Annotated in this window: 13 protein-coding genes and 1 tRNA gene; 3 read left to right on the top strand and 11 right to left on the bottom strand. The window is 64.8% G+C overall.

Annotated features, from left to right (window positions below):
• Positions 1-137 precede the first annotated feature (137 nt).
• Both ACP7D4_RS18310 and ACP7D4_RS18305 read left to right on the top strand, forming a co-directional pair.
• The gene (locus ACP7D4_RS18310; RefSeq protein WP_426210556.1) at positions 138-1,505 is read left to right on the top strand and encodes a thioredoxin family protein; all 1,368 of its coding nucleotides are present in this window, start codon (positions 138-140) and stop codon (positions 1,503-1,505) included.
• Between the two features lie 82 nt (positions 1,506-1,587).
• Positions 1,588-1,911 (top strand): transposase, encoded by a 324-nt coding sequence (locus tag ACP7D4_RS18305; RefSeq protein WP_426103620.1) that lies wholly within the window; start codon positions 1,588-1,590, stop codon positions 1,909-1,911.
• Positions 1,912-1,957: 46 nt separating this feature from the next.
• Here the strand turns inward: ACP7D4_RS18305 and ACP7D4_RS18300 are convergent, their stop codons facing one another.
• A complete protein-coding gene (locus ACP7D4_RS18300; protein WP_426103619.1) occupies positions 1,958-2,842 on the bottom strand; it encodes a LysR family transcriptional regulator in 885 nt (294 codons plus the stop codon).
• Between the two features lie 100 nt (positions 2,843-2,942).
• On the opposite strand from ACP7D4_RS18300, the gene ACP7D4_RS18295 reads away from it, so the two are divergent.
• A complete protein-coding gene (locus ACP7D4_RS18295) occupies positions 2,943-3,944 on the top strand; it encodes an aldo/keto reductase (RefSeq protein ID WP_426103618.1) in 1,002 nt (333 codons plus the stop codon).
• Between the two features lie 22 nt (positions 3,945-3,966).
• Here the strand turns inward: ACP7D4_RS18295 and ACP7D4_RS18290 are convergent, their stop codons facing one another.
• The 10 genes from ACP7D4_RS18290 to ACP7D4_RS18245 all read right to left on the bottom strand — a co-directional run bounded on the left by ACP7D4_RS18290 (position 3,967) and on the right by ACP7D4_RS18245 (position 17,407).
• Entirely contained in the window at positions 3,967-4,389 is a 423-nt protein-coding gene (locus ACP7D4_RS18290; protein WP_426103617.1) for a hypothetical protein, read from the bottom strand.
• Positions 4,390-4,427: 38 nt separating this feature from the next.
• Positions 4,428-5,510, bottom strand: coding sequence for a lipid A-modifier LpxR family protein (locus ACP7D4_RS18285; protein WP_426210554.1), 1,083 nt, complete (start codon positions 5,508-5,510; stop codon positions 4,428-4,430).
• Between the two features lie 74 nt (positions 5,511-5,584).
• Positions 5,585-6,880, bottom strand: coding sequence for a cation:proton antiporter (locus ACP7D4_RS18280; protein WP_426103615.1), 1,296 nt, complete (start codon positions 6,878-6,880; stop codon positions 5,585-5,587).
• A 153-nt stretch (positions 6,881-7,033) separates the two neighbouring features.
• Positions 7,034-8,902 carry a carbohydrate-binding module family 20 domain-containing protein gene (locus ACP7D4_RS18275; protein WP_426210552.1) on the bottom strand — a complete coding sequence of 623 codons (1,869 nt, stop codon included), beginning with the start codon at positions 8,900-8,902 and terminating at the stop codon, positions 7,034-7,036.
• Positions 8,903-9,392: 490 nt separating this feature from the next.
• Entirely contained in the window at positions 9,393-10,529 is a 1,137-nt protein-coding gene (locus ACP7D4_RS18270) for a choice-of-anchor Q domain-containing protein (RefSeq protein ID WP_426103613.1), read from the bottom strand.
• Between the two features lie 29 nt (positions 10,530-10,558).
• Positions 10,559-10,632 (bottom strand) — tRNA-Cys (locus tag ACP7D4_RS18265).
• 102 nt (positions 10,633-10,734) lie between these two features.
• A complete protein-coding gene (locus ACP7D4_RS18260; RefSeq protein WP_426210550.1) occupies positions 10,735-11,910 on the bottom strand; it encodes a Wadjet anti-phage system protein JetD domain-containing protein in 1,176 nt (391 codons plus the stop codon).
• Positions 11,894-15,271: an ATP-binding protein gene (locus tag ACP7D4_RS18255; RefSeq protein ID WP_426210548.1), complete on the bottom strand. Its 3,378-nt coding sequence runs from the start codon at positions 15,269-15,271 to the stop codon at positions 11,894-11,896. Before ACP7D4_RS18255 ends, ACP7D4_RS18260 begins: the two co-directional genes overlap by 17 nt.
• A complete protein-coding gene (locus ACP7D4_RS18250) occupies positions 15,268-15,960 on the bottom strand; it encodes a DUF4194 domain-containing protein (protein ID WP_426210547.1) in 693 nt (230 codons plus the stop codon). The genes ACP7D4_RS18255 and ACP7D4_RS18250 overlap by 4 nt, the downstream gene beginning before the upstream one ends.
• Positions 15,947-17,407 carry a DUF3375 domain-containing protein gene (locus ACP7D4_RS18245; RefSeq protein ID WP_426103609.1) on the bottom strand — a complete coding sequence of 487 codons (1,461 nt, stop codon included), beginning with the start codon at positions 17,405-17,407 and terminating at the stop codon, positions 15,947-15,949. The genes ACP7D4_RS18250 and ACP7D4_RS18245 overlap by 14 nt, the downstream gene beginning before the upstream one ends.
• Positions 17,408-17,475 lie beyond the last annotated feature (68 nt).

The following is a 17,475-nucleotide window of genomic DNA, read 5'->3' as shown; positions in this document are numbered from 1 at the left end:
GGTATGCGAGTGTAGCATCGACCCGGCAGGCGATTTTGAAAAGTGCGCGCCACTGTGGCCTGCCGAAGACAGTCGCGGCGGCCGGTTCGCTCTTGTATACTGTTGCCATTTATTTGAACAAGGAGCGCACGAGGCGCATGAACATCGACTGGCACCCGGGCGACCCTGACGCCGCCTTCGCCCGCGCCGCCGCAGCCGGCCTGCCCCTGTTCCTGTATTGGGGCGCATCCTGGTGCCCGCCGTGCAACCGGATCCGCGCCACGGTCTTTGAGCACGCCGCGTTTTGCGCGCTGGCGCCGTCGTTCATGGCGCTGCAGATCGACGGCGACGCTCCCGGGGCGCAGCAGCTGGCCGAGCGCTTTCATGTGCGCAGCTATCCAACCCTGGTCGTATTCAACCCGGCCGGCGCCGAGATCACGCGCTTGCCGTGCGAACTCGACGCTGCGCGCTTTCTCGACATGTTTGCGCTGGCGCTGACGGCGCGCCGCACCGTGGCCGAGTCGCTCAGCGCGGCGCGCTCGCGCGAGCGCCAGCTGTCCAACGACGAATGGCGCCTGCTCAGTTTTTATTCGTGGGACACCGACGAGCGCCAGGTGCTCAAAAGCCTCGATATGGCCGCCACGCTGGCCAGCATGACGCGCGTGTGCGTGCTGCCGGAGGCGCGCCTGCGCCTGCAGTGGCACACGCTGTACGCGGCGGCCATGTCGGGCAAGGGCGGCATCGACCAGCGCGCCGCCGTCAAGCGGCTTGAAGAAACGCTGGCCGACGCCCATGTCGTGCGCGCGCATATGGATATCGTCACCCACCACGGGCAGGACCTGGTGCGCTTTTTGACGACGCCGCAGTCGCCGGCGCGGATCCGGCTGGCGCAGGCCTGGGCGCGCGCGATGGCGCTGCTGGAAGCGGACGCTTCGCTCAACCTGGCCGACCAGTTGACGGCGCTGCGCACGCGGGTGCGCATGTCGCGCCTGGGCGCCGCCGAACCCGGCCTGCAGGCGCAGGCGCGCCAACGCGTGGCACAGGTGCTGAGCGTCGAGATGGGCGCGGCGCTGCGCCACCAGGTCATCAATACTGCGGCCGGGGTGCTGGCCGACGCCGCTCTGCTCGACGATGCGCAGCAGTTGCTGCTGGCGCAGTTGGAAACATCGCACGCGCCGTTTTACTTCATGCACAGCCTGGCCGAGATTGCCAAAAAGCGGGGCGACCCGGGCGCGGCGATCGACTGGTACGAGCGCGCCTGGGACAGCGCGGCCGGTTCCGCCACGCGCTTGCAGTGGGGCGCGGCTTACCGGCAGGGCATGGTCGATTTTGCGCCGCACGGCATAGAGCGCATCGAACACTTCGCCGGGCGTATGCTGGCCGAGCTGGAGAACCTGGACGCGGCGTTTTTTCAGCGCAACCGGACCCAGATGGCCCGCATGGGCGCCAGGCTGGCCCAGTGGCGCGGCGCCGGACCGCGCGCGGCAGCTTTGCGCCAGGCAACCAAGGCCGCGTCCGCGCCCTGATGCGGGAAGTTTCAGCAATCGCGGGAACCTGTTCCAGATCGAAGCCTCAAATGGTTTGTCAGGTTGAAGTTTGGGGTACATTATGGCACGAGCTGAATTCGCCAGTGACATCACGCGGGAAGACTTTGAACGCGTCCGACCGATGCTCGAGGCTGCGCGACGGCGAACCCGACCGCGCAAGCACGACCTGTACGACGTGTTTTGCGCGGTGATGTATTTCATTGCCAGCGGCGCGGCCTGGCGCAGCCTGCCGCATGACTTTCCGCCTTGGCGCACGGTACACGAATACTTCACGCAATGGACGACGGCGCAGGGCGGGCGCACCAGCCTGCTGGAACAGGTGCTGCAGGAACTGGGACGCGAAGAACAGATGCAAAAGCTGCGCGTGCTGATGCAGCCGCGCTAGCAGACTGTAAGGTGTAAGTGTGTAAGTGTGTAAGTCTGACAGGCTGCTAGGCAAGCACCAGGACCGACGCCACCCAGTCGACGAAGGCGCGCACGCGTGACGACATGTGCCGGTTGTGCGCATACACGATCGACACCGGCAGCGGCCCGGCGCGCCAGGCGGGCAGCACCTCGACCAGTTCGCCCGCAGCCAGGTGTGCTTCGATGCCCATGCGCGGCGCCTGGATCAGCCCCAGGCCGGCCAGGCAGGCAGCGGTGTACGCTTCGGTGCTCGAGACGCTCACCGTGCTGCGCATCTGGATCACATGGTCGACGTCGTCGGCGTGGTATTCCCAGTCCATGTCGCGCCCGCTCTGGCTGGAGAAAAAATTGACCGCCAGGTGGTCCTTGAGGTCGGCCGGGGTGTGCGGCGTGCCGTGCTGCGCCAGGTAGCGCGGCGCGCCCACATTGATTTGTTCGAGCTGGCCGACGCGGCGCGCGATCAGGCTTGAGTCGCGCAGCTTGCCGACCCGGACCGCGCAATCGACGCCTTCGCCGACCAGGTCCACAAAGCGGTCGCGCGAGCCGATGCGCACGTGAATGGATGGGTAAGCGGCGAAAAACTCGGGCAGGCGCGGGATGATCTGCAGGCGCGCCAGGCGCTCGGGCATGTCGACCCGGATGGTGCCCGGGCCGGGGCCGGCGAACAGCCCGTTCATGTCGTCGAGTTCATTGAGCAGCACGGTGCAGCGTTCGAGATAAATGGCGCCTTCCACCGTCAAGCTGACCTTGCGCGTGGTGCGCTGGAGCAGGCGCACGCCCAGGTGCTGCTCGACGCTCTGGACGGCGTTGGTGACGGTGGGCCGCGGCAGGCCGAGCTGTTCGGCCGCCTGCGCAAAGCTTTTGCATTCGGCTACGGCGCGAAAAATCTGCAGGGCCTTGAGCTGGTCCATTGTTAGTATTACTCGAATAATTTGATGTTAAAAGACGTATTTATTGTTTCGTTTGATAATAGCATAATGATTTCACTTGTTCACACCACGGGAGATCACTTTGAAAACGCTACAACTGGGCAGCACCGGACCGCGCGTTGCGCAACTTGGGCTTGGCTGCATGGGCATGTCGGACCTGTACGGTCCGGCCGACCGCGAGGAAAGCCTGGCCACCATTCACGCGGCGCTCGACGCCGGCGTCACGCTGCTCGACACGGGCGACTTTTACGGCATGGGCCATAACGAGCTGCTGATCGCCGAAGCGCTGGCGGGGCGGCGCGCGCGCGACAATGCGCTCATCAGCGTCAAGTTCGGCGCATTGCGCGACCCGGCCGGCGCCTTCATCGGCTACGACGCCAGGCCCCAGGCGGTGAAGAACTTCGCCACCTATTCGCTGCGGCGGCTGGGGGTGGAGCACATCGATATCTACCGGCCGGCGCGGCTCGATCCGCAGGTGCCGATCGAAGAGACGGTCGGTGCGATTGGGGAGCTGGTCAAGGCGGGCTATGTGAAGCATATCGGCTTGTCGGAGGTGAGCGCGCAGACGCTGCGGCGCGCGCATGCGGTGCATCCGATCAGCGACTTGCAGATCGAGTATTCAATGATCACGCGCGGGATCGAAGCGGAGATTTTGCCGGTGGCGCGCGAGCTGGGCATCGGCATCACCGCCTATGGCGTGCTCTCGCGCGGGCTGATCAGCGGGCATTGGTCCAGCGCGCGTGCGGGGGAGGCGGACTTTCGGGGCCAGAACAGTCCGCGTTTTCAGGGCGCGAACCTGGAGGCGAATCTGGCGCTGGTGGAGCGGGTGCGCGCGATCGCTGCGGACCTGGGCGTGAGCGTAGCGCAGGTGGCCATCGCATGGGTGATGGCGCAGGGCGCCGATATTGTGCCGCTGGTGGGGGCGCGCAGCCGGCTGCGGCTGACCGAGGCGCTGGGCGCCTTGCAAGTGACGCTGTCAGCGGCGGACCTGGCGCGGCTGGACCAGGCGGTGCCGCAAGATGCGGTGGCCGGTACGCGCTATAACGCGTATCAGATGGGGCACCTCGACAGCGAGGTAAAATAGATAGGCGCGGTGAAGCGTAGGTTCAAGCCGGCGGCGCGATCGCTTTCTCGGTCGGCGCAAAATCCATCTTCTCTTTCTCGCCCAGCCTGAACACGCCCACGGCGGCCCCGATGGCATTGGGCGCCGGCGTGGGCAGCTGCGTGCACCCCTGCATTTCAAACTGCTTGAGCTCGTCGCCGGAGCGCACGGTAAAGACATTCTCGCCCGTGGTGAACAGCTCCACCACCACTTCTGGCGCCGCCACTTTTTGCAGCTTGATGGCGCGCTGGCAGTCGGGAAAGCGCGCGGCTACAACCGAGAGCGTAATGGCCTGGTCCCAAAAATATTCCTGCTCGGCGCGCACCGTGATTGCATGGTCGCGCGCATCGCTGACGTAATAGCTGGCGGACTGCTTGATGCATCCCGCCAGCAGCAGCGGGGTCAGAACAATCAGTGTCTTGCGCATGGCGGCGTCCCGTCGGTGATATACCCACCGAGTATAAATCAGAACTCCGTGCCAATGGTCAGGGCCGACACCTTATGGCTGGGCACGCCGAGCGGCGAGCGGAATTCGGGCGAACGCTGCGTCACCTTGACCTGCGCGAACCACGGGCCGTGGCTGGCCGTGCGGGTGCCGGGAAAATCAAAGCGGGTGCCGAACACGACCTCGTAGAGGAAGGGGCGGCGCTCGAGCGAGGGATCGTTGTCGTGGAACAGGCGTCCGTCGAGGAACACGTTGTAGCCCACCGCGCGCGCTTCGACGCTGCCAAAGGTGGTGCACTGAATCCACGGCACCATGCACGAGGTCAGCGCGGACGCCTTGCGCTCCGTGGCGCCGGCGATCTTGTTGCCGATACCCGGCGGGGGCGGCGACACGGGCGGCAAGTCTTTGCCGATCACCACCGCCACGCCGGCCGCTGCATAGGTCTGGATGTTGCCAGCCGTCACGCGCCAGTAGGTGGCGGTATTGAACCGAACGTGGGCCGGCAGGTCGAACGAAAGCGACTCGCGCCCCGTGCGTTTTTCTGCGCTGACCAGCACGCCAAGCGAGCCGCCCAACTGGTGGTCCCAGCCTTGCGGCTGCGGCCGGTCCAGCAGGTGGTGAAAGGCTTTCTGGGCAGGCTCAGCGAGCGAGGCGGGGCCTGTCACGCCAATCTGGCCCGTGAAGGTGGTCAGGGTGCGCTGGTCCGGCGACAAAAATGCGTAGGCTTGTTCGTAGTACAGCAGGCCGGCCCACGGACGGTCGAGCGGCTGCGCTTCTGCCACTCTGATATTGCGCGGGGTGTACATCAATTGGCCGACGTTGGTCTGGCTGGTCAGCACCGTGGCGGGGTCGCAGCCGGTCCAGCCGCACAGTCGTGTAGTCAGTCTGCGGGCAAAGTCGCCGCGGGTGTCGGTGGCGTGCTTGACTGAAAACTGCACGCCGCTCGTATAAAAACGGTCGGTGAAAAAGCGCGAATCGTTTTCGTAGGTGAAAAAGTGGACGGTTTCTTGCGGGGGAGGCGCTTGCTGGGCAGCAGCGCCTCCGAAGATCGCCGTCAGCGCCGCCACCAGTGCGCGCGATGCATTTTTTACATGGATAGCCATCGCCGCACCGCCTTCGTTCAGGTCAAGGACGAGTTCGATTGTAGGCGTGCATAGTCGCGTGGCTTTGCCTCGCGTCAACTTTCGCGTTTGCGCTTGGGCCAGAACTTGTCGAGCAGCGGCTTGACGCTGGTGCCGTGCACGAGGATCGACAGCATGATGACGACAATGGTTACCTGGATCATGTCTTGCACCATATTCTTGGGCAAGCCGTGGTTGATGGCGTACATCAGGTAGTAAATGGAGCCGATGCCGCGCACGCCGAACCAGCCGACGATGGAGCGCACGCGCGTGGAGCTGTCCGAGCCCAACAGGCCGAGCATCACGCTCAGCGGACGCGCAACGCAAAACAGGAAGATGGCGGTGCTGACCGTTTGCCAGTTCCAGTTCTGGACCGTTACCATGCCGCCCAGCAGCAGCACCAGCGTCAGCTCCGACAGCCGCTCGATGTGTTCCTTGAAGATCAGCGATTCAGCGCTGACGGTGGGCGTCGATTCTTCGGCCGGATCGGTAGCGTCGGCGTCGGGCACCAGCAAGCCCTGGCGGTCCTTGTGGGCGCCGGCCAGCATCAGCTCGGTCTGGCGCAGGGCCACGCCGGCAAAAAACACGGCCAGAAAGCCCCAGGCCTTGAACACCACGCACACGCCGTAGACGACGGCGATCAGGCCCAGGCCCACAAAGTCGTCCAGCACTTCGTGCTTGGGGTCCTTGCCGCGCAGCATCCAACTTAGTTTGCCGAGCGCGGCGCCGCCCAGGGCGCCGATGGCGATGGCGCCGATGGTGGCCCAAATGACGTCGATCATCACCCAGCGCCAGCCGAAGTCGCCCAGCTCGTGCGCCCCCATCAGGCCCAGGCCCAGCATGACGAAGGGAAAGGCGGAGCCGTCGTTCATGCCCGCTTCGCAGGTGAGGGTGAAGCGCAGCTGGTCGCGGTCATCGGCGTGGCGGACCTGGACGTCGGTGGCCAGCACCGGGTCGGTGGGCGCGAGGATGGCGCCGAGCAATACCCCGGCGCCCAGCGGCAGGTGCAGCACGTAGTAGGCAAAGGCGGCAACCAGCCCGACGTTGATCGACATCGACAAAAAGGCCAGCCGCACCGCCGGCGCCCAGCGCTTGCGGGTGATGGGAACGGGCATCTTGACGCCGGCTGAAAACAGCGAGACCAGGACCGCGATTTCGGTCAGGGTTTCCAGCAGATGGGATTCGGCGATGGGATTGAAGTGGAAGATGCCCAGCACCATCGGGCCGAGCAGCAGGCCGACGCACAAGTAGACAATGGCGGAGGTGAATGGCGAGCGGGAGATGGTCGTGGCGGCCAAGCCGCGGGCCAGCATCAGGCAGCCGATCAGGATGAACCAGTGGATTGTCGTCATGCGACGATTTTACAGAGGAAAAGGCCGGGGGAATGTGCGTTACAGTACGGCGTGGGGGAACTGGGACGATGTGGGATCGGCATGCATCCCACATCTTGCGTGATAGAACATCGTCCCGGCGCTGCGCTGCGCGGGGACGATGTGCAACGCTGGTTAAAAGGCAAAGCTCCCGGCATCAATCACTTGCACCGGCTGGCCGCACGCTGCCGTCGTCACTTCGCGATTGCCGCTGCCGGTCGACTGATTGCGTTCCCACACATCGGCCACCGCGCCCTTTTTCAGGAATTTGTACTGGATGGCCGTCGAGGGCGGCATTTGCAGGGTGCGCGACCAGGCCGCGTTCGCGCCCGTCACTTCTTGCGTGAGCACATTGCCCGTCCCGCCTGTCCAGTTGCCCAAGGCACTTTGATTGCCGCTCACGTACACGCTCTGGCCCGTCACCGTGTTCGCATTGGCAACCCGGAACTTGACCGAGACCGAGGTGCACGCTGGCGTGCCGCCCACCTTCTGGTTCACGTGCAAGGCCACTGCCGGGGTGCTGGCGCCGTTGTTGCCCGGAATGCTAACCGTCACGATGCCATTGCTGGCCACCGTCAGGCTGCCGCCGGTACACCCGGTGCCGGCAGCATTGAGTTGCCCTTGGGTCACGTTGCAATAGGTGCCGGCAGGCAGCATCGTCTGCAGCGAGGCATTCCAGGCCGCACCATCATTGTTGATCGCAATAAATCCCTTGGCGCCGCGGGCGAAAGCGATCTGGTTAGCCGTGCCCTGGACGAACCAGTCGACCCCGGTTCCCGAGACGGTGGAGCGGAACTTGACCATGTTCGAAATGTTCGACCAGCGATGGACAAAGTCCCACGACTGGTTGATCAGCGGATTGCCGCTGGCGTCGAACGGGCTGGCTGCCGGCGGGCCGTCGTCGGTATTGCTGAAGCGGTAACCAGAATGCACTTGGGCGTGTCCGTACGGCCACGCCAACATGAAGATATTGGCCAAGTCGAAGCGCTTGGTGCCCTGGGCGTCATTGGTATGGCCCGCAACATAGTCGCTGGCAACGAGCGAGCTGCCATTACGCTCGGTATCCCAATTGTTGACGAAAACCGTCGCTTTATCGCTTGGAACAAAGCCCCAGGTGCCGCCCCAGTTGCCCGGCGTGCCCATGATGGTGCGGATTTGCGAGATGCTCGCGCCCGCGTTGCGGAAGGCCGATTTCAGCGCGAAGGTGTACTGGAATTCATTCAGCGTGCCATTGGCAAAGTAATCGGAACGCACGACGTTGCTGTCGGGGATCACTTCCTGCGTTACCCACAGCGACTCGCCCAGCTTGGTGGTGCGGTTGGTGCCGGCCAGAATGGCGGCGATGTGGGACGGTTGAATGTGCTTGGCGGCATCGATGCGGATGCCGTCGGCGCCCATCGCCACCAGTTTGTTGAAGTAATTCTTGATCTGGCCCTGCACATAGGCGCTCTCGGTCATCAGGTCGGGCAGGCCGGTGAGGCGGCAATTCATGACGTTGTTGCGGTTGCCCGGCGAGCCGTAGTCGCCGTCGGCGATGCCGCAGTTGGCATGGAAGTCGGACGCGCTGAAGTTGGGGTAGCTCAGTGTGGTGGCGCTGAACGTATTGCCGTTGGTGGCGGTGCCGGCCACGGCGGCCATGTGGTTGACCACGGCGTCCACATAGATGCGCACGCCTGCGGCGTGGCAGGTGTTGATCATGGTCTGGAACTCGGCTTCGGTTCCCATCTTGCTGTTGAGCGAGGTAAAGTTGACTGGCTGGTAAATATCCCACCACGGGCCAATGTTGGCGGCCGCATGCGGTGGCGACACCTGTACGGCGCCGTAACCCTGTGGGCCGAGGAAGCTGGTGCATTCCTTGGCAACATCGTTCCACTTCCAGCGGAACATTTGTACCGAGGTGTCGGACGGGTTGAGTGCGGCCTGGGCCGGCGCGGCAATGGCGCCGAAAAGAGTGCCGGCTGCGAAAATGCTGCTGACGAGCCTGACGCTGATACGCTTTTTCATGTTGCTTCCTTGTGATTGTAGGTAGTGGAATGCAAGGGATGCGAGTGCCCGGCGCCGACCCCACTTGTCTCCATCAAGGGGCAGTGCCGTTGTTACAATTGCCGGAGGGTGTTGAGCTTTAGCTCTTGTTTAGTTCCCCTCGGTAAGTAAATGTAGCACAACTACACAAAATGTACACTGCATCTTTGTATTTTTGTGAGTATTCACCCAACAACCATAAAAATCTCACAGCCGCCTTGTGACAATGTGTAGGCGACCTACACGGGTAGTGGTGGCGAGGCAAAAGGAAAAGGCCAGGAGGAAAGTTCCTGGCCTTGGGCGCTTGCTCAAGTGGAGGCGGCTCAGCAGAGTTTGCTTGTCCTGTTGCCGGGCGCGTCTAGCACGAGGACGATGTAGCGGGATTTGTCGTCGCGCCCGATTGCGCGATCATGTCTGGCAGATGGACGGCAATGCGTGTGGCGACACGCGACTTGCAGCGCAACGGCAGTTGCTACTTGAACTGGAAAGCGCCGATGTCGACGCCCGCGCCCCGGGGGCGCGCTTTGCCGGCAGCGTCGTTCAATGACGTCTGGTCGTCGATGCCCTTGCCGATGGCGGGTGAATTGCTGCGCAGGCGGAGGTCGAGATCGCCCTTTCTGGCGTAGCGCACGAACTGCGGCGCCTGGGTAATGGTGCCCGTGTGGGTCAGGCCGTTGCGTAATTGCCAGTCGGCAGCGCTGCTCTGGAACACCAGGTTGTTGCGGTAGCTGTTGTGCGGGCCAGTCTCGCCTTGTTCCGAGATGCCGAATTTGTTGTCATAGACGATGTTGTTGTGAACCGAGGTGTAATCGTTGGGACCCTTGGTGTGATAAAAGTCGCCGCCACCGACCAGAATGCCCGTCATGGAGGCGGCGACCGTGTTGTTGCTGACGACGACGTTGTTTGCGTCGTGCCACATCTGAATGGCGGCGCCGCCGATGTTGTGCACCACGTTGTGGTGGGCGCTGCCGGAAGTGCTGATGTAGATGCCTTCCACGAAGCGACAGCCGGGCTGGCCGATGTGATGGACGGTGTTGCCGATCACGTCGCTCTTGATGCCGCGATAGTAGCTGTCGACCCCGATGCCGGCAGCCCCGGCGCCATTGCACGAGTTCTCCAGCGCGATATGGTGCACCAGGTTGTTGCGGATAACAGCAAACGAGCCGCCGTTGTAGATGCCGTGCGACCATTTCATACCATTGCGCGCGGCGCTGCCGTCGATTTCAAAGCCGACGATGTCGACATAGCTGCCGCGGTTGTCCCAGCCGGCCTTGGTGTCGGACGACATGGGCGGCACCAGCTTGGCGCCCCATTGCACGGTGGACACGTAGTAGATGCGCTGCGCCTCCGTGCCGCTCATGGTGGTCTTGAAGCCGCCCGTGTAGACGCCAGGGGCAACGTGAACCGTGGTGCCGGGCAGGGCAACTTTGGAGGCGCGCAGGATGGTCTGGAAAGGCAGGTCGGCGGTGCCGGGATTGCCGTCGTCCCCGGTAGGGGCGACGTAATAGTTGTACGTTGTGCTGCTGACCGGCGCGGCAGCGGCGGCCGGGATGCTGTGGCCGGCTGCTGCGAGGAAGAGGGATGCGGTGAGGAGGGACTTATGATTCATCAACAGTTTTCCTCTGCTGAAGGAGAATGTGGAGGCGGATGTTGGAATCGAACCAACTTCCCCAGCTGTGCAGGCTGGTGCATTGCCATTTTGCTACTCCGCCGATGCTTCAGTTTCGCCCAAGCCGTGCCGAGCTGATCCCGAATAGATCAAACTCGCTTGAAAAAGGGCAGGAGAAATTTCTCAAAAGAACGGTGTGAGCGACTCAGGTGCCGTCGGCGCGCGGGCCAAGTTTGGCGGCCAGCGCCGCGCAGGCGTCCTCCCAGATCACGCGCTCCTGTTCCAGCCGCGCGTTCTGGGCCAACGTGTTCTGCTTGAGGCAGCGATACGCGTCGGCCTCGGCCTGCGTCAGCAAGGGAAGCGCTTGCGCCGGATGCTGGGCTTGCTCGCTGCTCCACAAATCGCGGTAGCGCAGCAGGGTCGCTTCATCCATCAGCACCGATTCAAGCCTGGGAAAGTAGCCGCGCGCGCGGTTCAGGATGGCAAAGCCGTGGGTATCGATGTCGCCCCAGTAGATGCAGCGGGCAGCCGCGATCCACGGCACCTGCCCCAGCAAGTCCACGCTGTAGCCAAGTCCCATGAACACCACGGCGCCGGGAATGTCGCCAAACGCCAGGCCCGTCTGCAAATTCTCCACGATGAATACCCTTGACGCCGGCAGCGCCAGCGCGGCCAGTTGCGCCGGCGGCGCCGTGATGTCGCCAAGGCCGCCCACGCGCGCGCGCAGCAGCGGGTCGAGCACGCGCATGCGCACCTGCGGCGGCGCTTTTTTAAGACCGCACATCTGGTAAAAATCGTCGCTCTGGGCCGCGCCCGGCCGCAGCGCGGCGAGCAGTTCGGCCAGCACGCCCTTGCGGCTCTCCAGCCACTTGCTGTCCACGCCAAGCACCGGCAACTGGCGCACATAGAGCGCGCTCGCGGGATTGGCGAGCAGCCAGGCCAGCATGTCGCCCAGGCGCAGAAAATCGGCATCGTTGTAGTCGGCCAGCACCGAGAACAGGCGCGGCAGGCGCTGGGCCAGCGCCGGCCAGCGCTGCGTGAGCAGTGCAAAACGCGTGCTGGCGCGCTGCCAGCGCTCGTACTGGCCGGCCCAGCGCGCCGCGTCGTCGGCACTGTGCAGCATCAGCGTGGTTGGCAGGCGCTGCTCGCCCAGCACTTTCCATTGGCGCTGCACCCAGGTGAGTTCTCCCGCGCCTTGCCAGGCGGCCCAGGCGCCGACCCAGGCGCGCACCGCGTCGGTCTGGCGCAGCGCCTGCGCTTCGGTCGGCAGGCCGAGCGGGATGTTCATGGGCCACGGGCCGGGCGCGCCGGCCAGCCAGTCGGCGGCGCCGCCGGCAAAGCGGCGCACCAGCAGCTGGCGTACTTCAGGCGGCAGCTTCAAGCGCGGCCTCGGTGCGGGTTTGCTCGGGCAAGTCAAGCCGCTGGCGCTGCTCATCGTATTCGATCAGCAGCACGCCCGACACGCGGCGGTCGCGAATGTCGACAAAACAGGCGCCGCCGATAAACGGTTCGAGCGTCATGACCGACTTGAGCGGCGTGGCTACGATCATCTGGAAGCCGAAGTTGGTGAAGATGTTCATCGCCAGCGCGGTAAATTCGTTGTCGGCCTTGTCGAACGCTTCGTCCAGCACCACCGGCGCGTACATGGGCAGGCCATGGTCGCTGCCGCCAAGCTGATAGCGCAGCGCCGCCGCCAGGCAGGTCGTCGCCAGCTTCTGGCGCTGCCCGCCCGACTTGCCGGCACCGCTCTGATAGACCTCGACTTCCACGCCGGCGGTGTCGATTTCGCGGCCGATGAATTCCACATGCAGGCGCACGTCGAGCACCGCTTCGCGCCAGCGCCGCTGCTCCGGCTCCTGGCTCGAGAGCTTGTCCACCAGGCGGCGCAAGGCGATGAAACGCGCCTCGGCAAACTGCGGGTCGTCGCTCCAGGCGTTGGACAGCGCCTTTTGAATGTCCTGCCTGAATTCGCGCACGTCGGGCAGCTGGCGGTCGCTCGGCTCGATGTGCAGGTAGGTGGTTTGCTGCGCGCTCTGGTTGAAAGGCACCTGGCGCAAGCTCTCGTTGACCAGTTCCATCCGTTCCAGGATCGCCTTGCGCGCGTCATTCAGGTAGGTCGACAAAGCGGCCAGATTCTGGTTGCTCTGGTTTTGCAGCAGCTCGAAAAAGCGCTGCTCGTGGGCCGGCAAGCCGTCCGTTTCAAGGCGCGCCAGTTTCGAGAAAAAGTCGCTGGCCGCGGCCAGCGTTGCATCGAGTCCGTCGGCGTCGCCGCGCCACTTGGCGATAAAGGCGGCAAAGGTGGCCTCGATGGCTTTCTCGCACAGGCCCGCCTCGCGGTTCAGGCTTTCGATCTCGGCGCCCAGCGCCTTGGCCACGCTGCGGTCGGCCCCATCAAGGGTGCGCAGCGTCACGGCGTCCGGCAGGGCTGCGTAGCGCGCGTCCAGGCCTTGCTGCTGCGCGCTCGTGAGCGCCAGCGCGCTGGCCTCAAGTTCGGTGGCGGCCAGGTGCTGGCGCTGCTCGTCGATCTTGCGCAGGCACGTCTTGTAGTCGACATTGATTTCGCCGAGCAGTTTGTTCGCCTTGTGCACCAGCTCCTCTTGCTGCTTGAGCAGCTCGTCGATGCGCTTGAGGGCGGCGTTGCCGTCGCGCGCGATCTGCAGCTGGCGCGTGATGGCGGCGATGCGATCGGCCAGCGGTGCGGCATCAATCTCCTGGTACTGCAGGTTGACCAGCGTCTGGCATTGCAGCAGGCGCGCGCCGCGCTGCGCCAGTTGCTTGCGCAAGGCATCGAGTTCGGCTTCGGCCTTGGCGATCGTCGCGTGCAGGTCGCGGTCCTGCTGCTCGTAGATGGCCAGCTTTTCGCGGTTGTCGAAACCGAGCACCCAGTTCTGGCGCGCGTCGACGCTACTGCGGTCATCCTTTTCGTGGCGCGAGCGGCTGTGCTTGACCTGCCCTTCGCGCGTGAGCGCGCGTTCCGGCGCGGCGCGGAAAGCCTTGATACTATCCACGCAGTCGTAGTCGAAGCGCTGGCGCAGTTCCGACTGCAGCCAGGCGGCGCTGGGCCCGGGCTTGACGTTCAGCTTGAGCACCAGCGAGCCTGCGCGCACCGGCCGCACGGCCGCGTTGTCCACCGCGCCGGTTCTAAAGTACACCAGGCGCCGTCCCAGATTGACGCCGTTGATGTGGTTGACCAGCGCGCCGTAATGGTCTTCGTCGACCAGGATCGACAGCGCAAAGCCGCGCAGCACGCGCTCGGCGCTGCCGCGCCACGGCGCTTCGTCGGGCTTGACTTCGATCAGCTCGCCCACGAACGGCAGCGCCGCTTCGGCCACGCCGATGGCGCTCGCGATCTCGCGCCGCAAGTCGAGCATGGGCGCCGGAATGTTCGACGGTTGGCGCCGCAGCGAGGCGATTTCGCGCGTGATGCCCTGGCGCGTGTTGGCCGCCTCGGTGCGTACGCGGTCCAGCACCAGAATTGCCTCCTGCGAGCGGGGGTCGGACTGCCAGTTTTCGATCTCCTGGCGCGCGGTACCCAGCAGCTCGGCAAAGCCTTGCGGCGTGGCCGGCAAGCTCCAACCCAGCAGCGTGCAGGCGTCAACCGCCTGCTTGCGGCGCCGCATGCGCTCCTTGCGCTGCTCTTCGAGGCTGGTCTTTTCGCTTTCCCAGTGTTCGATCTGGTCGCCGCCCGCTTCGCGCCGCTGGTGCTGCAGGTCGCGCAGCGTGGCACTGCGGTTGTCCAGCGCATCTTGCTGGCGCCGCACCTGGCCGTCCAGGCCCTGCGCTTCGATTTCCAGCGCGGCAATGTACGCGCGCAGCAGCGTGATGCGGCGCAGTTCGCGGTAGCTGTTCATGCCGCCGCGCAGGTCTTCGAGCGCACTGCGCTGCATCTGGATCGCGCGCATTTCCTCGTGCCGGGCGCGCGCGGGCGCGAGCATGTGCACCTGTTCGCGCGCCGTGACCACGGCCTGGTGAGCGGCATTGAGTTCGCCAAATTCATTGACCAGGCGCTCGGCCACGGCGAACGTTTCGGGCTTGTCGAGCATGAAGTCGCGCAAAAACGTGTTCAGGTCGCCCAGGTTCTTGGCCGACTGGGTCTTGTGCAGCAGGCGCAGCGCCATTTCGCTGTCGATCCCCAGCAGGCGGCAAAAGCGCTCGCCGTAGGGCCGGAATTCGTCGCGCGCGTACGCGTCGGGAAAGGCCAGCTTGAGTTTGCGGATGTCGAAGTTATTGCTGCCAAAGTCGCCCAGTTCGCGCAGGTCGAACCCTCTTTCGAAGATCAGGTAGTAGCGCTTGACTTCGTTGTTGGCGTTGGCGTTACCGCGCAGCCAGAACAGCTGGACCAGCACCACTTCCTTGCCCAGCGCATTGCGGTAATGCAGCGCGATGGCCGACCAGGTGGTGCCGGCGCGCAGGTAGCGGGTCGCGTATTCGCCGGATGTGGCGTCGCTTTGCGCCGCCCATGCGCCGCGCACGTAGCTGACCAGGTTGCGGTCGCGTCCCGCGCGGTCGGCTTCACGCGCGGCGGCGTTAAAGTCGACCCAGCGCGGCGGCGTGAGGATGGCGGAAAAAGCGTCCAGCAAAGTCGACTTTCCGGCGCCTGAGCGGCCCACGATCAGAAAACCGCGCTCGCTGATCGGCACGTCGTGCAGGTCGGCGAAGGTGCCCCAATTGAAAACCTGCAGGCGCGTCATGCGGAACTGCTCGCGCGCGAACAGGTTGCCGCTGCTGTGGTCAATGCTCATGCGTCGCTCTCTTCGTCGGCCGATTCGCCCGCAGACTCGCCCGCGGGCGTGAGCGCGCCGTCGGCCATCTTCTGATACAGCGTGCTCAAGCTCTGGATTTCTTCGGCTGAAAACAGCAGCCGCAGCGTGGGAGAAATCTCGAAGCGCTCGTCGCTGCCGCGGATCTTGTTGAGGATATTGTGCTTCTTGACCTTCTCGACCGAGGCGCTAACGCGCTTGGTGAAGCCGGCGCGGTCGGTGCTGGCGGCGCGTTCGTACAGCGTGAGGTTTTCGAGAATCTCGTCAAGGTCGACCACGGCGCGCTCGCCATGCGCGTCGGCCTGGGTCAGGCGCTGGCGCAGATACAGCACCAGCACCGAATCGAGAAAGGTGAGCTGAGCGCGGCGCAGCAGCTGGGGCACTTCGAGTTCGGCCGTGTCGGCCTGGCGCGTAAAGGCGACCTGCATGTCGCGGTCGATCACCAGTTCCAGGAACAGTTCGGCCAGGCGCTGGCAAACCAGGGCTTCGTCGCGCAGCAGCACCGGCCACAGCTTGCCGTGGCGGCGCGCTTCGAGCGATGGGCCGGCCAGCAATTGCACCAGCACGCGGCGCGTGTCGAGCGCCAGCTGGCCGGTGTCGCCCAAGAAAAGCGCAGTGGTCGGAAGGGCGGCGTCGACAATGGCGTCAAGCGCCGGTTCAGGCAAGTTCATCTGCGCGCTCCTGGAGAAAGTAAATGACGGGGATGCGGGCGCGGCGCTGCAGTTCGTCGGCGCCGGTCCAGCTGACGGTTTCGCTGGCGCTGCCGGTCATGCCGTGGCGGCTGCCCAGCGCCAGCAGGCCGACCACGCTGCCCAGGCCTTGCTCGGCCGGGTAGTGCTGCAAAATGTCGGCGATCGACGCCTGCGATTGCTGCGCCAGCACCGCGCGCACGTGCGCCTTGAGCGAGCGGAAATCGATCTCCGACTGCGCCACTAGTTCGCCGATGCTGGCCAGGTCGATCGGGGCGGCATCGCCATCGACCATGTTGCCGGGCAGCGCCTGCAGGGCCGGGTCGTGCAGCACCCATTGCGACAGGGAGCTGAGCTTACTGCTAGCCAGTTCGAGCGAATACTGCAGTGTGTCGGTGGCCTTGACCTGGTCCTTGAGCGCCAGGGCCGCGCGCTGGGCGCCGCGCAGCAGCTGGTTCAGGCGGCGCTGCTCGAGAAATTCGCGGCTTTCGACAAAGTGCTTCAGGCTGCGTGCAAACGACTGCAGCACGTCGTGCACCATGCCGCCCTGTTCGAGCAGGGTGCGCGTGAGGCGCAGCAAAAAGCGCCGTTCCTGCACGTCGAGGCTGGCGACAAAGGCGCGCGACATGAGCGCGTCGAGCGCACCTTCGAGCGTGGCCGACTGCTCGGGATCGGTGAGCAGGCGCCAGAAGGCCGAGAAGGTGCGCCCGGCGTCGCTCTCCGTGATCAGGTCGATGCCGGCAAACAGCGAATCGAGCACCTGGCCGCGGTTGCCGTCGTTTTCCATGATGCGCTCGCGCAGTTCGCGATTGAGCTGCTCGAACTGGTCGCGCACGCGCCGAAAGTCGCCGGCCAGGTCGTCGGCCAGGGTGATGATTTCGCGCGTGCGCTCCAGCGCGGCCGCCTCGGGCAGCACGCGCAGCACGCCGTGTTCAATGGCGGCGATGTCGCGCTCGATGCGCTCCTGCTCGGCGCGCAGGCGGGCGATGCGGCGCACCTTGTCGGTGTCGGTGTCGTCGGACAATTTGGCCAGCGCGTCGATGACCAGGCCCAGGCGGCTTTCAGTGGCGCTGGCGTGGGGCTTGACCAGGCCGGACAGAAAACGGATCGCCTCGATCGAGGACGAGGCCAGTTCGTATTCTTCTTCGGACGAGCCGGCCGGGAAGCGGCGTTCGAGAAAGCCTTCGGCAAGCCAGCCGGCGACGTAGCTTTGCGCCGTTTGCGGCCAGTCTTCGCCAAAGCTGCGCAGGCGTTCCAGTTCGCGCCCGATGCGCTCGTGCAGGATGGAAGCGGGCAGGCTGCGTTCGGCGTCGTACAGGTGGGTTTGCAGCAGGCCCATTACCGTGGGGCCGTTGGCGGCGGCCAGCAGGCGCCACATGGGCAGCGTGCGCATGCGGCGGTAGGTGGCGAGAGTCTTGTCTGCTTTCATGGAGCGGGGTGGGTAATGGCAGTGGCAATGGGCGTTGTGCAATGGCCGTGCCGCTGCGAAGGCGGCGG

Source organism: Massilia sp. TWP1-3-3 (assembly GCF_049897805.1).
Classification (GTDB): Bacteria; Pseudomonadota; Gammaproteobacteria; order Burkholderiales; family Burkholderiaceae_D; genus Telluria_A.
This window is presented reverse-complemented; position numbering and strand designations above follow the sequence as displayed.